This window comes from Blastomonas natatoria, assembly GCF_003201955.1.
Lineage (GTDB): Bacteria > Pseudomonadota > Alphaproteobacteria > Sphingomonadales > Sphingomonadaceae > Blastomonas > Blastomonas natatoria.
In genome coordinates this window covers 69255-87776 of record NZ_QJJM01000005.1, presented here as the reverse complement: position 1 = coordinate 87776, position 18522 = coordinate 69255, and the positions used below count along the sequence as shown (strand labels likewise).

The window sequence follows — 18522 nt, the reverse complement described above, 5'->3', positions numbered from 1 at the left end:
TAGGCGCGTTGCCCATGACTGCGTACAAACCCGGAGACCCCGTATCGGTGCGGCGGCTTTATGGCCGACAGCAGAACCACAAGCTGCGCCTGGGCCAGGCCGAGCTGGTCGAGAAACTGCTGCCGCAGATCAGTGTGCCCGAGGAGGGCGAGATCACGTCGCGCCGCCTGTTCGGCGATGATCGCCCGCTGCATTTCGAGATCGGCTTCGGGGCGGGCGAGCATATGGCCTATCGCGCCGACATGCTGCCCGACCACGGCTTCATCGGCGCAGAGCCGTTCCTCAACGGCGTGGTCGGCGCGCTGCAGCATGTGCGCGAGCAGAATCTGCACAATGTCAGGCTGCACATGGGCAACGCCATCGACGTGCTCGAGCGGGTGCCCGACGGCGCGCTGAGCTTCGTCTATCTGCTGCATCCCGATCCCTGGCCCAAGGCGCGCCACGCCAAGCGCCGGATGATGAACAAGGGGCCGGTCGACCTGATCGCGTCCAAGCTGAAACCGGGCGGCGAGTTCCGCTTCGGTACTGACCACCCGATCTATGTCGCGCATGCGATGATGGTGATGAACGATCACCCCGCCTTTGACTGGCTGTGCGAGAAGCCCGGGGATTTCCTGACCCGGCCCGGCGGCTGGCCCGAGACCCGCTACGAGGCCAAGGCGCGCGCGCAGGGCCACGAAGTCTGGTATTTCCGCTACAGGCGTCGATAACGCCCGGCGCACAGTGATATTCTGCCCCGCTGACCAGCAGAAGCGGCGCGTTCCGTAATCTGGAGCCTGCGCTGTCACGCAATGGCGCTTCGTTGGCGCGCTGAAACTACCGAGCTTGTGCGTGCAAGGATAGAATATGCGATCGATTGCCTCAATCGCACCCAGGCCAATCTGGCGCGCGCGATCGAGGGCTGTGCGAAGCTGACCCGCGAACGCCGGCCCTGTTCGCAAGGGCATCGTCCTGAAGCGCGCAACGGCACGACCAGCCTTGCCATGACGGGTTGACGCGCAAAAGGGAAGTAATTACTTTCATCCTTGACCTTCCACCTTGTCAGGATGGTGCGTGCATGCTCACCGAACTTCCCTTCGAAGCCTCCGATCGTTCAGCACGGCGGATGCGCCCGATTCGGGCCTTGCAGCATTTTCGCGCGCTGATGCGCGATGCCGAGGATACCGCCCAGGTATTCCACATGGCAGACTGCCTTCCGAACCGCAGCACGCGGCAGATCGCACGGCGCTTCTGCGCCAGCGCGGAGGGGCGGGCCCGCATGGCAGCCGAGCCCGCGCTCGTCGATATTCTGGATGACCATGAGAGCCTGCTGCGTCACGGACCCGGCAGCGTGGCCCACGCCTATGTCAGCTTCATGCGATCGGAAGGGCTGTCGGCTGCGGGTCTCGTCGAGGCAAGCCGATGGCCCGGGCAGCGTGTGCATGCCGACCAGCTCGAATGGTTCAACAACCGGCTGCGCGACACGCACGATCTGGCCCATGTGCTGACCGGCTATGGTCGCGATCCCCTGGGCGAACAATGCGTGCTCGGCTTTACCAGCGGCCAGTATCGCGACTGGACCGAGATCGTCATCGCCTGGGCGGGCACGGCCGAATTCGCGCTTCGGCTGCGCAGCGACGCGCCCTTTGTTCGAGCGGTGGCCGAAGCGCGGCGGCATGGCAGGATCGCACAGGCCATTTTCCGCCAGGATGTACGCGCCTTGCTGGCAGAGCCGCTAGCGGCAGCGCGGGCGCGCATGGGCATTGCCGCGCCGAAAATCTATCGTCAGGCGCATGAGCGGTTGCGGGCTGCCGGCATCGACCCCTATCGCATCGGTGGTCCTGCCAGGGCTTTGACCACGACTGGCTGACCATCTCCTTCCTGCTCTCAACCGGGGAGATACGGTGCCAGCAGGTCGTGGAGCATCCGCTTGAGTTCGTCCAGTAGCAGGGCGGCATCGGAGCGATCTTCGGCCTTCAGCGCGAGGTCGATCAGGCGCCCCGAAATCTCGATGATGATCTGCGCGATGATCCGCCGACGATCGGATGCGATGGTCATGCCCAGGGCAAGAAGCGTGTCGGCCACATCGGTCTCGAAACGGGTGACGTTGCGGGCTTCGACCGCGCGCAACTGGGGCGAGACCTGACAGGCGGCGCGCAGCACGCCATAGCTCGCGCTGGCGCTCGCTCCGGCATAGAAGCCGTCGATCATGCGATCCACCGCGCTGCGCCAGTCGTCCCCCGGCCTCAGCCCACCGAGATGGCCGACCCATTCGCGTTCGCGTGCATAGGATCGGTCGACCAGCTCGACCAGAATGGCCCATTTGTTCGGAAAATAGCGATAGATCGCGCGGACGCCGACCTTGGCCCTGTCTGCCAGCACATTGGTGTTGAAGCCGTCCACGCCCTGCTCGACCAGCAGCGCCTCGGCCTCCTCGAGCACGCGCTGCATGGTTTCGCGGCTTCGGGTCTGCTGGGGCTGTTTGCGCGGTATCAGATCAGGAGCCACCATGCTGCCGACTTAGCAGTGGCGATGCGCGCCACGCAAGGCTGGCTGCCGGACCGGTTCGTTTTACCGGCCGCGCCAGGGCCTGTGCCTGCGGGTTCGCTGGATCGAGGCGCGGCCTGCGGCGCGCATCACGCGGCGCAAGGCCATACCGAATCTCAGGCTGCCCTTTGCGTCGCGGCGCGCCCGATGGGCTGCCTTGATGCGCTTGCGTTGAACGGGGTCTTCGGCCGGAATGGCGGACTGTTCAGTCAGGTCTTCCGGGGGAGCAATGGGCTGGCGCGGCAATGCCCGGGTGTTGTGCGGCTTGCGACGGCTCCGCAAGGTCGATCGCAAGGCCGGGCGGCGCTTCGAGCTGGAAATCCGGGTCACTGTTCAGACGCGATGACATGCCTGCGGGCGGCCGGAACCCCCGATATCCCTGCCATCACGCTCATGATCCATATCCGCCCCGCATTAGTTAGCTAGGACTATTAAAATCAGAAATGGTATACTGTCAATGCGCTTGCGATCGCGGCTCAGTCGGCGGGTTCGACCTTGGGTGTCGGCGCATGCGACAGAACGACATCGCGGTAATAGATGCTCATCATTCTTGCTGCTTCCCTGCGCAACAGGGTGGCGGTGGGCATGTCGTCTGCCATGGTCTCGGTCACCGCGTTGTTGACCATGGACGTCAGCAGGGTTGCTCCGCGCACCCGCTCGGGATCGACCTTGGGGAAATCCTCGGTCACCGCCTGATAGACGATGTCGACAATCTCCTTCGACATGCGCTTGCGCATATCCTGCAGGACGGGCACGGCGCTCATCGCGCGATAGATCCACGCGCCGCCGGGATGCGCAAGCACGACATCGCGGAGCTTGTCGAGCAGCGCGGCAAAGGTCTGCACCTCCTCTTCCAGATCGCGGCCGATGGCAAAACCGTCGCTTTGCAGCCATTCGGTGACCACCGCATTTTCCGCCGCGATCAGGCGCCGCCCCATCTCGCTCAGGATGGCATATTTGTTGGGAAAATAGCGGTAGAGCGCCGGCGGCGTCAGCCCCGCACGTTCGGCTATCATGTTCGTCGAAAGGCGTTCGATGCCGATCTCGGGAAGCAGTTCGCCAGTCGCCTGGATGATCTGTTCATAGGTGGCGCGCGCGCGATCCTGCAAGGGCATAACCTTGGGATCAAGCTCGACGGGTTGGCCACTGAACGGCGGCATGCGTTGGGTCTCCACTGACGGAACTTGCCAGATCGCCAGCCATCCGGTTGTACGGAATATCGGGGTTGCCAGCTTTTTCAGAGGCTTAGAATGACACCAGCAGGCCCTTCAATCCAGCAAAAATACGGCCGATCTGGAGCTAAAATAATAGCAATTGTTATAATATGATCAATGCTATTTCAGTTGCCGGCGCCGCTGTCAGGCCTTGCCCCGACGCGTCATTGCCGCCAGCCCCGCGACGATCAGAAGACAGCTCGCGAAAGTCAGCACGGCGATCATCTGATTTTGATAGCGCTGGTCGATCCCTGCAATCGCGATACCCCGGCCGACGAGAAACCCCGGGGTAAGCACCAGCACGACCCACAACACCCCGGAGGCGATGTTCCAGCGATGAAAGCGCCGTGCATCCATCCGCGCGACGCCTGCCACCAGCGGCAGCATCGACTGGAACGGGCCGAGCAGATACCGACCGACGATCAGCGAAATTCCGCCCCAGCGGCGAAAGAATAGCCGGGTTCTCGCAATCCCGCGCCGATGCCGCACCAGCGCCGGCGTCTGCCAGGCGCGGTGGCCGAGGTGATGGCCGATCTTCCACGACACCCAATAGCCGGCAATCGCCCCAGCCATGCCGAACAGCACGACCGATGCCGCATCGATCCGGCCGTTGCCGACAAGCACGCCGACCATGAACAGGATCGGCGTTGCGGGAATGAAGATGCCGGCGACCGCCAGCGATTCACCAAAGGCGATCAGGGCGAACACGGGCCCGGCCCACCAGCGGTACTCGGTCATGAACGCCGCCAGATGATCGAGCAGACCGTTCATCGCGGCCTGGCCACGGTCAGAGCGAGAGCTTCTTGAAGATGGGCTCGGGAATGGCGCGGATGATCGCCATCACCAGCCGCCAGCGACCCAGGGTGTAGATCACATCGGCCTTCCTGCCCTGTGCCTTGATGATGGCATCGGCGACCTGTTCGGGCTCGGCCGTCATTACAGGAGAGAGCTTCATGCCCGCCGTCATCTGGGTGCGGACAAAGCCGGGCTTGACCGTCATCACGTGCAGCCCGGTCTTGGCATGGGCGTTGCGCAGGCCCGAGAGAAAAGCGGTGAACCCAGCCTTGGCCGAGCCATAGACGAAGTTCGATGCGCGGCCACGTTCGCCGGCAACCGAACTGATGCCGATGATGCAGGCATCGGGCACGCTCGCCATCCGGCGGGCCGCTGCCAGCAGATAGCGCGACGGGCCGTTATAGTTGCTGTCCATCACCTTCTGCGCGGCTTCGTCATGGGCAGCCGATTCGGCCTGATCGCCCAGCAGCCCCGCCACCATCACGATCGTCCCCGGCACGACTCCCAGCGCATCGAAGAATGCATCGGGCTTGCCGTCGGTTACGTCGAAGCTGACGGAGCGCACCTTCGCCTGGCTGCGCAGCGCCAGATCGGTGGCATCGGCGCTGATATCGCCGCGCGCGGCCAGGATCACTTCGCAGCCCTGGGCAGCATAGCCCTTGGCGAGAGCACGGCCGATGTCCGAACGGGCGCCCAGGATCAGGACGGGAGATGCAAGCATGGTCAAAGTCCCAATCGTTGCGAAAGCAGGGAGGAAAAGCGCTGGTCGAGGCCATATTGCGCACGAAGATTGCGAAATTCCTGCAGGCGGGGATAGCCGGCCGCAAACATCTGCGCAGAAACGCGCGCATCCTTGGTGAGATAGACGCGACCGCCATGGTCGGCAGTGATGGCATCGAGCCGTTCGAGCAGCTGCAGATTGCCGGGCGTCGCCGGAAAATCGAGCGCGAGCGTATAGCCTTCCATCGGAAAGCTCAGCATCCCGAACGATTGCGGGCCCATGCGCTTGAGCACCGCAAGGAACGAGCCTGCACCGGCGGCCGAGATCGCCTCGAGCAGGCGGCGCATCCCCGTCTCGCTCTCGGCCAGCGGCAGCACCGACTGATATTGCACGAACCCGCGCCGCCCGTAGATGCGGTTCCATTCGAACAGCGCATCGAGCGGGTAGAAATAGGGATCGATGTCGACGACCTCATCGCCCGGACGCTGCATCGCGTAATAGAGATGGTTGAACATCTTCACATTGAAGCCGCTGAGCGCAAAGCCGGGGAAATCGATCGGTACGGTCTTGGGCTTGCGGACCGGGCGCGCCAGCGGTGCGGCGCGGCGGCGTTCGTCGAGCTCGTCGACCCTGGCATGCTCGCCCAGCAGGATCGCCGAGCGGCCCAGATGGCGACCGGTCGCCATGCAGTCGATCCACGCGACCGAATAGGTGGAACCATGCGACTGTTCGAATACGCTCAAGGCCTGATCGAGATTGCCGACACGGATGGTGCGCTGGCGCATGAACGCCGTCTCGATCCTGAGCATGCGAAACGCGGCGCGCACGACAATGCCGGTCAGCCCCATGCCACCGCAGGTCGCCGCGAACAGATCAGGATTTTCGGTCCGGGAACAGCGCAGCACCCGACCATCCCCCAGATCGAGATCGAACCAGTCGACATGGTCGCAGAACGAGCCTGCAACATGATGGTTCTTGCCGTGCACGTCGCTGGCGATCATTCCGCCGATGGTGACCATGCGCGTGCCCGGCGTTACCGGCGGGAACCAGCCGCGCGGAACGAAGGCGGCGACCAGATCGGACAGCAGCACGCCCGCCTCGCACTCCATGGCGCCGGTTGCGTCGTCAAAGGCGATCAGCCGGTCCAGCCGGCGCATGTCGATCGTCGCTTCGGGATTCAGGCTCGCATCGCCATAGGAACGCCCGTTGCCGCGGGCGATGCTGACGGGCAGGGGCCCCAGCGTCTCGTGCAAGGCCTGCGCCGTTGTCGGCTGCCACACGGTGCAGTCACGCACCGGATAGCGGCCCCAGCCGGCAAGAGGCGCGCTATAAGGCATCAGATCGAAACCGCGATGATGAGTGCCGCCACCACGCCGGTCAGCCAGCTTATCTTGTCGGTCATCGCGAAGATGATCGGGTCATCGTGCATCTCGTTGCGATTGGCCAGCATCAGCGTCCGGCTGATCCAGTAGATCAGCAATGGGCAGATCAGCCACATGCGCAAGGGATGCGCGTACAGCGCGGTTATCTGCGGGCTGGAAAGATACAGCATCACGACCATGACCGAGGCATAGCCCGCCGCCGCGCCCAGCGGCAGCAGCATCGCCAGGTCGTTGATGGCATAGCCGCGGCCCGGGGGGCTGGACTTGCCGGCATCGCGACGCGCCACCAGTTCCGAACAGCGCTTCACGATCGCGAGGCTCAGGAAGAAGAACAGGCAGAACATCAGCAGCCATTGCGATTTTTCCTCGCCGGTCGCGGCAATGCCGCCGAGCACGCGGATCGTGTAGAGGCCCCCCAGAATGATGACGTCGACCAGCATCTGGCGCTTGAGATAGAAGCTGTACGCCAGGGTGATGACGACATAGCCGACCAGAATGCCCAGGAATTCGAGCGGCAGCAGCGCGGCGATGACGATCGCAAGTGTCATCAGGCCAGCGGCCATCGCGATGCCGCGCGGGATCGGTATCTGCGCTGCGGCAAAGGGCCGGTTGCGCTTGCGATGATGGTCGCGGTCGCCCGGAAGGTCGAGCAGGTCGTTGATGATATAGGCGCTGGAAGCGGCAAAGCTGAAGGCCCAGAAAGCCATGAACGCGGCGAGCAGCACCGAGAACTCGCCGATCGAGTGCCCGGCGATCGCGGGCAGGAACACCAGTGCATTCTTTGCCCATTGATAGGGCCGCATCGCCTTGAAATAGGGTTTGATCGGCGTCCTGGGGCGGGCGATCACCTCGGCATCGGCAAAGCGGCGCTTGACTGCGCGCTCCAGCGCGCTGCTCTGCGCGACCAGAATCGCACGGCGGGCCGCATCCCAGACCGGCATGTCGACATGATGGTCGCCAATATAATCGAAGCCCTTGTGTCCGAAGCGCTCGACCAGCGCCTTGGCCTTGTTGGGACCGGCAAGGTTGGTCACCCCATCCGATCCCATGACGCCGTCGATGCCGTCGATGCGCGCCGCGATCTGTTCGACCCAGCTCTTGTCGGAGGCGGACGCCAGCCAGACCGGGCGGCCTTCCGCCTTGGCGGCAGCGATATAGGCCACCGTCTCCTCGCGCAGCGGGATGGTGGCGATATGCGGATCGGTGGTTTCGACCAGATTCTGCTTGAGCTGCGCCTTGCCGCTGGCCAGCCAGGTGCCAAGTTTCCAGGCGTTCCATGGCTGGGTCGCGATCAGTTGAAGGGCGGATTCGTACAGAAGGTCGCTGCAGATCAGCGTGCCGTCGACATCGACGACCAGCGGCGTGCGGTCGGTTGCGCCCTCGAACGGAAGCTGCGGATCGATCACGGCTTTGTCTTCTCGCCAAAGGAATAATGCTTGTGCGCGTAATAGCTGAGCACGATCGGGCTGACCACGCCGACCAGATGCGCGATTTCCTCGGCATGCCAGGTCCAGCCGACGAACGGCAGCACCAGCCGCAGCATCCCGGCGCTGACGCCGAGCACGACGGCGAAGCTGAACGCGTTGACCACGGCAAAGCGGCCATATTCCGCCAGCCAGCTGTCCCCGCTGGCATTGAACACGAACATGCGCGCGAGCAGGAACGCCGTCGTCATGCCGACCAGATAGGCGAGCGCGACCGCTGCCTCATAGGGCATTGCATGGCTGAACAGCCAGCGCGAGCCCAGATTGACCAGCGCGGCCATGCCGCCGGTGACGATGAAGCTGGCAAAGCGCTTGCCCTCGCCTGAACCGGCGACCGCACCGGGCCGGGCCACCTTGTCGGACAGGCCGGTCATCCGGGAATTTGCTCCACCATTTCCTTCGCCAGCCGCGCGCTTTCCGAAACGCCGCGGTCCTCGGGATAGTAGAAGCAGGTATCGGCGACCTGCAGTCCGGCGATCGGCGTCTGGATCGGCGGAATCTTCGCGGCAAAGCCCGGCTCGCAGATCGGCTGGGCATGGCGAAGTCGGCCAACCTTGGTCGCGACGATATCGTCACGCTTGATCGCGGGGTTCACGCGCTGGATGTACGAAAACGCCTCGTCGAGCAGCTTCTGATCGTCCCACGAGAATTTGGGATGGGTGACCGGCATGTAATAGGGCACGTAGACGATCGATTCCCCGTTGGGCGTCGGCCGCAGGTTCGAAAATTCGATAATGCCCGGGATTTCGATATCCGGCTCGGTGATGTTGACCCAGAAATGCGGCGTCACCGGCTTTTTCAGCCGGAACAGCAGGCAGCACACGCCGATATTGTCGATCGCATCGTACTTCGCCTTCCAGTCGGCGGGAAGGTCGGGGATCATTTCGGACACGAGCGGAGTGGGGACGGTGGAGATGACATGATCGGCGGCGTGGAAACCGTCCGCCGCCTCGACCCCGGTCACCTTTCCGTTCTCGCTGACCACCCGGCTCACCGGATTGCCCAGCGAGATCTTTCCACCCAGCGCCTCGATCCTCTCGACCAGCCGGTCGACCAGTGTTTGGCTGCCGCCTTCGATATAGCCCAGCTGTTCCTGGAACATCGACTTGCGCGAGCGGCCGGTGCGCTTGACGCGCGTCCAGATCCAGGCGGCGGAGACATTGTCGGCATATTCGTAGAACTTGAGGTCGAACAATGGCTTCCACAGCTTGTTATAGACGCTCTCGCCCGACCAGCGGACGATCCATTCGCGCGCGCTCTGCGTTTCCAGCGCGTCCCAGCGGTCCCGCTTGACCGAGACGAACGCGAGCAGCCCGTAACGGATCTTCTCGATCAGGCTGAGATGCGGATAGGTCAGCAGCGAGACGGGGTCGCCCCATTTGTGCAGCTTGCCGCCCGCAAAATAGCCCATCGATGTGTCGCGCCAGCGCATCTTGTCGCCCAGGCCGATCTCCGCCATCAGATCGAAGGTCGGCTGATCGGTCTTGCAAACGAAATGATAGAAGCGCTCGATCGACATGCCCGCAAAGTCGAAATGCGCCGCCATGCCGCCTGCATCGGGCGATGCCTCGATCACCTCGACCTGATGACCGGCCTTGGCTGCATGATAGCCGGCGGCCAGCCCCATGGCTCCGGCACCGATGACGACAACACGTGACATTCGCTTCTCCTGGGGCCCGATCGACGGAGCCCCCTTAAAGTCCCTGGCGCCAGCCCGCGCCAATCAGAATTGCAGGGCAATCTTCGAATAGACAGGGTGCCCGAAGGTTTCCTTCAGCGCCTCGTCCAGTGGCGTTGCCCTTACGCCGAATATGCCGGGCCAGTCGATGATCTCGAACACGTCGGGCGTCGACAGCGCCTTCAGCTGCTTTTCGGTGAACGGCGGGTTCTTGCTGAACAGGCCATAGATGCGCAGCAGCAATGCGAACAGGTCGTAAGGAATGTTGAGGATGATCGCCCTGGCCCCGGTCGCGCGCTTCATCGCGCGAATGAGATCGATATAGTCGATCCGCTCCTGGCCGGTGATGTTATAGGCGCCGGTGGTGCGGTTCTCGATCGCCGACACGATCACGTCGCAGAAATCGGCGACATAAAGCGGCTGGCGCAGATACTTGCCCGATCCGGGAATAGGGAAGACCGGCACCTTTTCCATGAAGCGCGCCAGCCAGCCGACATGCTTGCGGTCGAACCAGCCGAACATCAGCGTCGGGCGCAGGATCACCTGGGGAATGCCGGTTTCGGCCACCAGTTTTTCCTGGGCCTTCTTCGTTTCGGTATAATCGTCCACGGCCATGGAATTGACCACCGACGAGGAGATGTTGACGATATAGGGCACGCCCTGTTCGATCGCAGCGGCCATCACGCGCTCGCTCGCCAGGATGTTGTTGTCGACAAATTCCTGCGGCACCAGCCCGCCGATCTGGGCATGGCCGTGGACCAGCGCATCGCAATCGGCCAGCGCATGCTGCCAGCCATCCTCGCGCGCCAGATCGGCGACGATCACCTCGATATCGGGATGCTGCTCGCGCAGGATCTGGGAATTGTTGGCAGCCTTGTCGATGGAGACGATGCGCGTGTAGCCACGCTGCTTGAGCTTGGCGACCAGGTTCTGCCCGACCAGACCCGCACCGCCTGTAATGACTATCTTCTTCCCCACCTGCCACATCTCCCAGCGATTATGCCGCCTCCAAATGCGGCGGACCATTACGGATGCTTTGGTTGCAGTGCAACAAGGAAGCGCTTGACGGCGCGGGGAGGCGCTGCTTTGCAACAACACTGTTTCACGCACTTCAAAGGACCATCCATGCGCAGGCTGATCGACGACAAACCGTTCGCTGCAAGCCTGATCGCCGGATTTTTCGCGTTCCTAGTGCTGGGCGCGCTGATGGTGCGAGATATCAACCCCTATGACGAAGGGATCGTGCTGACTGGAGCCTTGCGGACGCTGGCTGGTGATATCCCGCACCGTGACTATTACTCGACGTACGGCCCCGGGCAGAATTATCTGGTTGCCGGACTTTTCGCCCTATTCGGCAAGCAGCTGATTGTTGCACGGCTGTTTAGCCTCTTGCTGATGGCGTTGACTGCTGGTGCGGCCTTCGTCGTGACGCTGGGGCGCATGCGCTGGTATTTCAGCCTGCTCGTGCTGGCTTTGGTCCTGGCGTTCCTGGTCGGCTGGCAGGCCCATCTCTATCCGATCTATCCGGTAATCCTGCTGGCCCTGGTTGGTGCGATCGCGTTGCTGCGCAACCCCGTCGCCCCTTCGCGCACGGCGTTGATCCTTGCCGGCGCATGTGCGGGTGGGGCTGCGCTGTTCCGCTATGATGGCGGGTTTTTCATTCTGGTTGCGCACTGCCTGGCGCTGGCCATCATAAGCTGGCGTTGTGCTTCGGGTGCGTGGTTCAGGCGCTGGTTCGTCGATTGCATCGTCTACGCGCTGGCCTCTGCGGCCATTTTTCTGCCGTTTGCCGTCTCGTATCTGGCCGTTGCACCGCTAGATGCGTTTCTCCATGATATCATTCGCTTTCCAACGACATATTATGCCGAAATGCGTGGCTTGCCATTCCCCGGACCGGGCGAACTGAAGTCCCAGCCACAAGAAATTGCGGTCTATTTTCCGATCCTGATCCTGCTGCTCGCCGCTTGGATTTTGCCGATCAGGCGCTCGCAAAACGAGGGCATCGCCGCAGATCGCTCATGGTTTCCACTGGCGGTGATGATGGCCGTGCTGCAGGTCGTGCTGTTCTACAAAGGCGTTGTGCGGGTGTCAGGATTGCACATGATGATGTCGATTGTTCCCGCCACGGTACTGGCTGGGCTGGTTGCGGACCAGATGATGACCAGACGAGGGTGGCGAGCAGCGCTGGCGATAACGGTCTTGATTGGCCTCGCCCCGGGTCTCGGTGCGATACGCGAACTGGCGCTGGATCTGCGGCAACCGCAAAGGTCTTTGCTGGGCTGGGCAGTCACTGCCAAACCTCAGCCAAGATCTTGCGCAGCAATCGACGAGCGATCGATGTTCAGGCTGGGGGGAGACTATCGCGCCGTGGCGAGCTTTGTCCGTCGCCACACCCCACCTGACGCACGAATTCTGGTCGGGTTGGGGCGCCACGACAAGATTTTCGTCAATCCGCAAGTTCTGTATTTCGCATCTGATCGCCTGCCAGGCACCCGCTGGCATCATTTTGATCCAGGCTTGCAGACGCGAGGTGATGTGCAGCGTCAGATGATAGGTGAATTGCAGCATAATGGTGTTCAGTGGATTGTCAGAGATGGCAGCTTTGACAATGTCTCGGAGCCAAATGGCAGCGCTGTTGGCAGTGGGGTGCATCTCTTGGACCAATACATCGTCAGCCGATATCGTCCATTGAGCTATTACGGTAGACTTGAAATCTGGCTCAGCAAGAGCGTGGCTTGGCCCCGAGACATGAAAGCGTCGCGTTGCATGGCTATTCCATAATCTGCGCCCAGCCGATGGTTGCGTATCGCTCATGCGGTCTGACGCTGCGGCAGGGCTGATCGACGCTTTGCGAAGGCTCAAAGTGAATGCTTGTGTCAAGTCGCTGCGCCCGCTGGTTGAATGAGCCGGGGCGACAAAGCTCTTGCGAAAATTGGTGCTTCTCAGCAAAGCGCGGTTGGGGCTGCCAGCATTGGACGGGAAAGATGAAAAGGCAGATGGCAATCGCATCTATGGCCAAGGTTGGTATAATCGTCGCTGAGGGGGGCCGCCCCTGATGGCCTTCACGTTCGCGCGAAAAAATGGCCGGACCAAATTGGGTCAAGATGGCAAGCGTTACCGATCAAAGTCGGAATCCAGGCGGAAAACGGCACAAAAGCCGCAGCGTCGCAGTCGTAGCTTCTGGATTCTTCTTGGATTGCTCGCTCTGGCCTTCCTGGTAGGCGGCAGTTCGCGGCCAGAAATTCCGGGATTGATATTGTTGCGGCCGCTAGCCGTTTTGATCGCCTTCTATGCTATAGCCATTACACCTATTGAGCGCTGGCGGGCATATCTGTGGCCCGTAGTTTTGATGGCACTGATAACCGGGATGGCCATCGCGCATCTCGTTCCGCTTCCGCCGACCGTGTGGCAGTCACTGGCAGGGCGGGAGATTATCCTGGATATTGAGGCTCTTGCGGGTCAATCAGAGGTGTGGATGCCCCTCGCGATGGCCCCGGGCGCTGCTTGGAATGCATTTTATGCGCTGTTCGTGCCGATTGCTGCGTTCTTTCTGGCCATGCAGCTGGACGATCAAGACCATTTCTGGCTCCTGGTGACGCTCACCGGACTTGGCCTGCTCAGTGGAATGGTTGGGGTCATCCAAGCCGCCGGGATCGACGTCAAGCTCTACGCCATCATGTCGGATACACCGCCCGGCCTGTTTGCAAACCGTAATCACCAGGCGGCTATGCTCGCCATGTTGTTTCCAATGCTAGCTCTGATTGCATCGTCAGCCGAGCGTTTCGGCTTGAACGGGGGATTCGTACGGATTTTGGCAGGCGCCCTAGCTGTAGCTGTCGTGCCCTTGGTGCTTGTCACCGGATCACGGATGGGCTTGCTCGTCAGCGCGGTTGCAACTCTGGGTATACTGTTCTTGCGATTGGAGCTGCTGCCTGAGCGCTGGGTCAGGCGGCACGGCAAGCTGCTGATTGCCGGTGCGGTCGCGGCTGTTTTGGCGATGATTGCTGTAATCGGCTTTGCAATGTCGCGTAATGTAGCCGTTGACCGTCTTTCGCTGGTGAATGAGGATCTTCGATATTCGGTATGGCGTGAGGTCTGGGCGTTTTTGCCCGAATATCTACCCTGGGGGGCCGGGAACGGCAGCTATGTCGAGATTTATCAGTTGCACGAGCCGGCCGAACTGCTGATTTCCAGCTATTCCAATCACGCGCACAATGACTGGCTTGAGGTTGTCCTGACGATGGGCATACCTGGTCTGTGTCTGTTGCTGGTTGCCGTAATGGCCTTTTTGATCGCGGCTTGGCGCAGCGCCAGAGCGCGAGGCCCGCAAGCCAAGTTCAATCGGCTGGGCCTGCTGATGGTGCTGGTTTTGGCCATTGCTAGCCTTGTCGATTATCCGCTAAGGACGCCGATCATGGCGGCGGTTTTTGCAGTGGCGACGGTGTGGTCGTGTCGGCCGAATCAGGCAATTCGCGAATTTAAGGGCAAGGAAGCCAATGTTTAATCGTGCGCAAATGGTTCTGGTGCCGGTGATGGCTGCGCTGCTGGCGTCCGCCTGTTCGACCGGTGGCGCCGTGCAGATCGGTGGGGCATCGAATCTCGCGGTCGTTCCCTCCGACTCGTTGCCTGCGCCTACCGCCGGCGACTATGCGGCTGCGGCAAGGCCTTTCATTATCGGCCCCTATGACATTGTCAGTATTGACGTTTTCGGCAATGAAGACCTCAATCTCAAGGAAATCCAGGTCGACGCAGGCGGGCGCATCACCTTTCCGCTGATCGGAACGGTGGAAATGGCGGGCAAGACCCCGGGCGAGGCGGCGCGCACCATCGAATCCATGCTCAAGGGCCGCTATCTGCGCAATCCGCAGGTGACGGTGAACCTCACCGAAACCTCCAGTCAGGTCATTGCGATCAGTGGCGAAATCAAGAAGCCGGGGATCTATCCGATCGTCGGCGACATGACGCTGCTCAAGGCTATCGCACGGGCCGAGGGCTGGACCGAATTTTCCAAGAAGCGCGAGGTGCTCGTCTTCCGCAAGGTCGGCGGACAGCAATATGCGGCGCTGTACGACGCCAAGGCGATCGAGCGCGGCCAATATGCCGATCCGGAGCTTTACCCCAACGATACCGTGGTCGTGGGCGATTCGCAGGCACGCCGGAACATGAAGGACTTTATCACGGTCGTTCCGCCGATCGTCGGCCCGCTGATCTTCCTGCTCGGCAACAACAACTGATCCAGGCGCTGAATCATTATGCAAACCGTAGAGAATTTTGGCGCCATGGAATCCCACCGCGGCTATCCCGCGGCAACCACGCCCGTCGGACCCAGCGTCCCTCCTATGCTGCTGCAATACTGGTACACTGTCATGCGGTGGCGCTGGCTGGTGCTCGGCATCATTCTGGGCTGCATTGTCCTCAGTGTCGTCGCAACACTGTTCATGTCACCGCAGTATACCGCGCAGGTCCAAATCCAAATTGATCGGCAGCAAAAGCAGATCACGATGGTGGAGGGGATCGAAGCGCAGACCACCCCGCAGGACCAGGAATTCTACGCCACCCAGTATACGTTGCTGAAAGCGCGGCCACTGGCGGAGCGCGTCGCTGCATCGCTTGCTCTCTACGATAATGAGGCATTTCTTGCAGCGCATGGCGTGGATGGCGATGTTCTGACAGAAAAGACGCCGGGTCTGACCGCGCAGCAGATCAAGGACAAGAACCGCCAGCTGATCGTCAATCTGCTTCTGGATAACGTCGATATTGATCCGATCAGAAACTCGAAGCTTGTCAACGTCCGATACACGAGTCGTGACGCCGCGTTGTCTGCAAGGATTGCCAATGAATGGGCTGCCGCATTTATCGCAACCAGCATGGACCGGCAATATGCTTCCACGGCCGATGCCCGCAAGTTCCTCGAAGAACGTCTCGTCACGCTGCGCCAACGATTGGACGAATCTGAAAAGCTCGCGGTGAACTATGCCTCGCGCAACGGAATCGTGACGCTGGGCGAGACCAAGGACAGCGAAGGGCGGACAATTTCGAACCAGACTCTTGCCGGCGTGCAGCTGGCTGAGATGGCGACGGCGTTGAACGACGCAACTGCTGCACGAATTGCGGCCGAGGCACGCAGCGCTTCCTCTGGCGAGGCGACCAGTGAATCCGTGACGAGTTCCACGCTCTCGAATCTGCGGGCGCAGCGGTCGTCGATTGCCGCAGATTATGCTAAGAAGCGGGTCCAGCTTGAAGACGGTCACCCGACAGTGGTGGAGCTCAAGCAGCAGCTCGCGACAGCCGACAATGCGATATCGCAGGAAACGCAGCGCATTTCGCGTGCACGCCAGTCCGAATATCGTGAAGCTGCCCGTCGCGAAGCCGAGTTGCGGGCCAAGGTCGAGACCCTCAAGCAGAGCCTCGATGCGGAAAACAAGGCCAACATCCAGTATGCTGCCTATCTGCGCGATGCCGATACCAACCGCCAGATCTATGATGCGCTGCTGCAGCGCTACAAGGAAATCGGCGTTGCAGGTCAGGTGGGCGTCAACAATATCAGCGTGGTCGAACCGGCCAATGTGCCAGATAAGCCGTCTTCACCCAATCTGCTGCTCAACCTGCTGATTGCGACCTTCCTTGGTATCGCCATCGCGGCAGCAACCGCCTTTGGTCTGGAGCAGATCGACGAGGGTGTGCGTGATCCGACGCAGGTCGATTCGCAGCTTGGTCTTCCGTTGCTCGGCATTACCCCGCAAGTAGAGCGCGACGCAGTAGAAGAGATGTCGGACCTCAAGTCCGCATTGTACGATGCGTATTTCTCGATCCATTCGAACTTGGCCTTCTCCACCAGTCATGGCTTCCCCAAGTCGCTGGCTGTCACCAGTACCCGTCCGGCTGAAGGCAAGAGCTCGACGTCCATGGCATTGGCGATCGTGCTGGGACGCACAGGCAAAAACGTGCTGTTGATCGATGGAGACCTTCGTTCGCCCTCGGTTCATGGCATGCTCGGAATGGGCAACGAGAAAGGCCTCAGCAATTTTCTGGCGGGTGAGGACAACTGGCAGAGTTTTGTCCAACCAACCGAGCTGAAGAACCTCTCGATCATATCAACAGGTCGCACGCCACCTAGTGCTGCAGAATTGCTGAGTGGTGGACGTCTGTCGATGCTGATCGAACAAGCGCTCTCGGAGTATGACCATATCGTGATCGACGCGCCGCCGGTGTTGGGCATGACAGACGCTCCGCTGATTGCCAAGGCGGTTGAAAGCGTTGTCTATGTCGTCGAGTCTGTTGGTCCCGCAGTGCGCGGTATTCGCTCGTCGATCCAGCGTCTGGTCATGGCCAATGCCCGCCTATCTGGCGTCGTCCTGACGAAAGTCGGCGAGGGATCCATGAACTACGGCTACGGATACGGGTATGGCTATGGCTATGGCTATGGTCAGGACCGCAAGGATCTGGACCAGTAAGCGTGGCGGACGCGTGATGTCTGCTATGCTGCGCGCGACGCGTTGGCCACTAGCTTTTGTGGCGCTGGTGCTTGCCTATTGGGCTTTTGACCACTCGCTGGCATCCAACCAGCGGCGGGCCAATCCCGAAGCGGCTTACCGGTCCAGGCCGACAGATCCGGGGACAGTGGCCTCCGTCATGAATGACCGCATGGTGGCGCGGAATCAGTTTGCTGCGACGCCAGACGATGCGGCCAATGCCCGGCTGGCGCTTCAGCGCGATCCGCTCAACCGGACTCTGTTGCGCACGCTTGGTGTCCAGGCGGAAGTTGCCGGCGATGTGCCGTCCGCCTTGCGGGCCATGCGAATGGCCGACCGGGTATCACGACGCGACAGCATTACCGAGCTGTGGTTGGGGGAGTACTATCGCCGCAATCGCCTGCCTGCCGAGGCGGTCAAGCATTACAATGCAGCAATGCTCGTGCGCCCGGAGCTGCAGAAGGTGCTGTTTCCGCAGATGACCAAGTCACTGGCGCAGGCTGATTTTCGAGCTGCCATACGCCCTTACATCATCCGGCAGGCAAGCTGGACAATACCATTTGTCGGCACTGCAGCTGGGACGAATGTCAATGACGCCTACAGGCTAGTGCTGCCCGTGGCTACCAGCATGATTGATAACGGATTTAATGAGGCACTCGCCGACATCATCCTGCGACTGGCCCGACAGAACGAGGACGCAAGCGCACTTTTACTGGCTCAGACGGTGTTCCCAGATCTAAACTTGGCCGCGTTCCGCAAGGCTGCCTGGGGGCCAAGTACGCTTGACCCGCGAATGGGGCGGTTGTCCTGGACCTTTCCGCAGTCGGCGGAAATCAGTTCCACGCTCGATGCGCAGGGTCGCCTGACAATCCAGGTGTCGCCGCTGGCCGCTGGTGCCTTTGCGGAGCGCGCTTTGATGATCGAAGGCGGCCGCACTTATGAGCTGAAGTACGACATGTCGGCCGTCGGTACGTTGAACAAGGGAAACCTTGGCTGGACCGTAGATTGCATCAACAAGAATCTGCCTGAACGACTTTGGCAATCCGACACGTCCGCACCAGCCGGAAACGGCGTACGCAGCGAGCCTATCATGGTTCCCGCCAGTTGCAGCCTCATCTTGCTCACAGGGCGGGTGATCGGCGGCGATTCTCAGTTCCCGGTAGAATTAAGAGTTGGAGCTCCAAGCCTAGCCCCTTTCCCGGCTACGAGATAGGTTGAAACCGAAATACACTTACACTCTGCGCACGGGG

At 61.3% G+C, this 18522-nt stretch carries 17 protein-coding genes; 8 read left to right on the top strand and 9 right to left on the bottom strand.

Features of this window, described 5'->3' with window-relative positions; translation table 11 throughout:
- Positions 1–14 precede the first annotated feature (14 nt).
- From trmB to C7451_RS07510, 3 genes are all read left to right on the top strand, one after another.
- Complete coding sequence (gene trmB / locus C7451_RS07520; RefSeq protein ID WP_110298361.1) at positions 15–710, top strand: tRNA (guanine(46)-N(7))-methyltransferase TrmB; 696 nt, start codon at positions 15–17, stop codon at positions 708–710.
- Positions 711–791: 81 nt separating this feature from the next.
- Positions 792–995, top strand: coding sequence for a hypothetical protein (locus C7451_RS07515; RefSeq protein WP_110298360.1), 204 nt, complete (start codon positions 792–794; stop codon positions 993–995).
- Between the two features lie 62 nt (positions 996–1057).
- Complete coding sequence (locus tag C7451_RS07510; protein WP_110298359.1) at positions 1058–1849, top strand: Coq4 family protein; 792 nt, start codon at positions 1058–1060, stop codon at positions 1847–1849.
- Between the two features lie 17 nt (positions 1850–1866).
- Here C7451_RS07510 and C7451_RS07505 read toward each other — a convergent pair whose 3' ends face one another.
- The 9 genes from C7451_RS07505 to C7451_RS07460 all read right to left on the bottom strand — a co-directional run bounded on the left by C7451_RS07505 (position 1867) and on the right by C7451_RS07460 (position 10787).
- Positions 1867–2430 carry a TetR/AcrR family transcriptional regulator gene (locus C7451_RS07505; RefSeq protein WP_167398470.1) on the bottom strand — a complete coding sequence of 188 codons (564 nt, stop codon included), beginning with the start codon at positions 2428–2430 and terminating at the stop codon, positions 1867–1869.
- Between the two features lie 572 nt (positions 2431–3002).
- The gene (locus tag C7451_RS07495) at positions 3003–3686 is read right to left on the bottom strand and encodes a TetR/AcrR family transcriptional regulator (protein WP_110298356.1); all 684 of its coding nucleotides are present in this window, start codon (positions 3684–3686) and stop codon (positions 3003–3005) included.
- Between the two features lie 198 nt (positions 3687–3884).
- The gene (locus C7451_RS07490; RefSeq protein WP_110298355.1) at positions 3885–4511 is read right to left on the bottom strand and encodes a DedA family protein; all 627 of its coding nucleotides are present in this window, start codon (positions 4509–4511) and stop codon (positions 3885–3887) included.
- 16 nt (positions 4512–4527) lie between these two features.
- Positions 4528–5256 (bottom strand): SDR family oxidoreductase, encoded by a 729-nt coding sequence (locus tag C7451_RS07485; RefSeq protein ID WP_110298354.1) that lies wholly within the window; start codon positions 5254–5256, stop codon positions 4528–4530.
- Positions 5257–5258: 2 nt separating this feature from the next.
- On the bottom strand, positions 5259–6593 hold the full coding sequence (locus C7451_RS07480) for an FAD-binding oxidoreductase (RefSeq protein WP_110298353.1): 1335 nt from the start codon (positions 6591–6593) through the stop codon (positions 5259–5261).
- Entirely contained in the window at positions 6593–8044 is a 1452-nt protein-coding gene (locus C7451_RS07475; RefSeq protein WP_167398469.1) for a UbiA family prenyltransferase, read from the bottom strand. Before C7451_RS07475 ends, C7451_RS07480 begins: the two co-directional genes overlap by 1 nt.
- Complete coding sequence (locus tag C7451_RS07470; RefSeq protein WP_110298351.1) at positions 8041–8496, bottom strand: GtrA family protein; 456 nt, start codon at positions 8494–8496, stop codon at positions 8041–8043. The genes C7451_RS07475 and C7451_RS07470 overlap by 4 nt, the downstream gene beginning before the upstream one ends.
- A complete protein-coding gene (locus C7451_RS07465; RefSeq protein WP_110298350.1) occupies positions 8493–9782 on the bottom strand; it encodes an NAD(P)/FAD-dependent oxidoreductase in 1290 nt (429 codons plus the stop codon). The genes C7451_RS07470 and C7451_RS07465 overlap by 4 nt, the downstream gene beginning before the upstream one ends.
- A 63-nt stretch (positions 9783–9845) precedes the next feature.
- Positions 9846–10787, bottom strand: a complete 942-nt coding sequence (locus C7451_RS07460; RefSeq protein WP_110298349.1) for an NAD-dependent epimerase/dehydratase family protein — start codon at positions 10785–10787, stop codon at positions 9846–9848.
- A 138-nt stretch (positions 10788–10925) separates the two neighbouring features.
- Between C7451_RS07460 and C7451_RS07455 the strand changes: the two genes are divergently transcribed.
- From C7451_RS07455 to C7451_RS07435, 5 genes are all read left to right on the top strand, one after another.
- A complete protein-coding gene (locus tag C7451_RS07455; protein WP_110298348.1) occupies positions 10926–12581 on the top strand; it encodes a hypothetical protein in 1656 nt (551 codons plus the stop codon).
- A 274-nt stretch (positions 12582–12855) separates the two neighbouring features.
- Entirely contained in the window at positions 12856–14304 is a 1449-nt protein-coding gene (locus C7451_RS07450) for an O-antigen ligase family protein (protein ID WP_110298347.1), read from the top strand.
- A complete protein-coding gene (locus C7451_RS07445) occupies positions 14297–15034 on the top strand; it encodes a polysaccharide biosynthesis/export family protein (protein ID WP_110298346.1) in 738 nt (245 codons plus the stop codon). The genes C7451_RS07450 and C7451_RS07445 overlap by 8 nt, the downstream gene beginning before the upstream one ends.
- Before the next feature lie 18 nt (positions 15035–15052).
- A complete protein-coding gene (locus C7451_RS07440) occupies positions 15053–17254 on the top strand; it encodes a GumC family protein (protein WP_244181726.1) in 2202 nt (733 codons plus the stop codon).
- A 16-nt stretch (positions 17255–17270) separates the two neighbouring features.
- Positions 17271–18485, top strand: a complete 1215-nt coding sequence (locus C7451_RS07435; RefSeq protein ID WP_146215308.1) for a tetratricopeptide repeat protein — start codon at positions 17271–17273, stop codon at positions 18483–18485.
- Positions 18486–18522 lie beyond the last annotated feature (37 nt).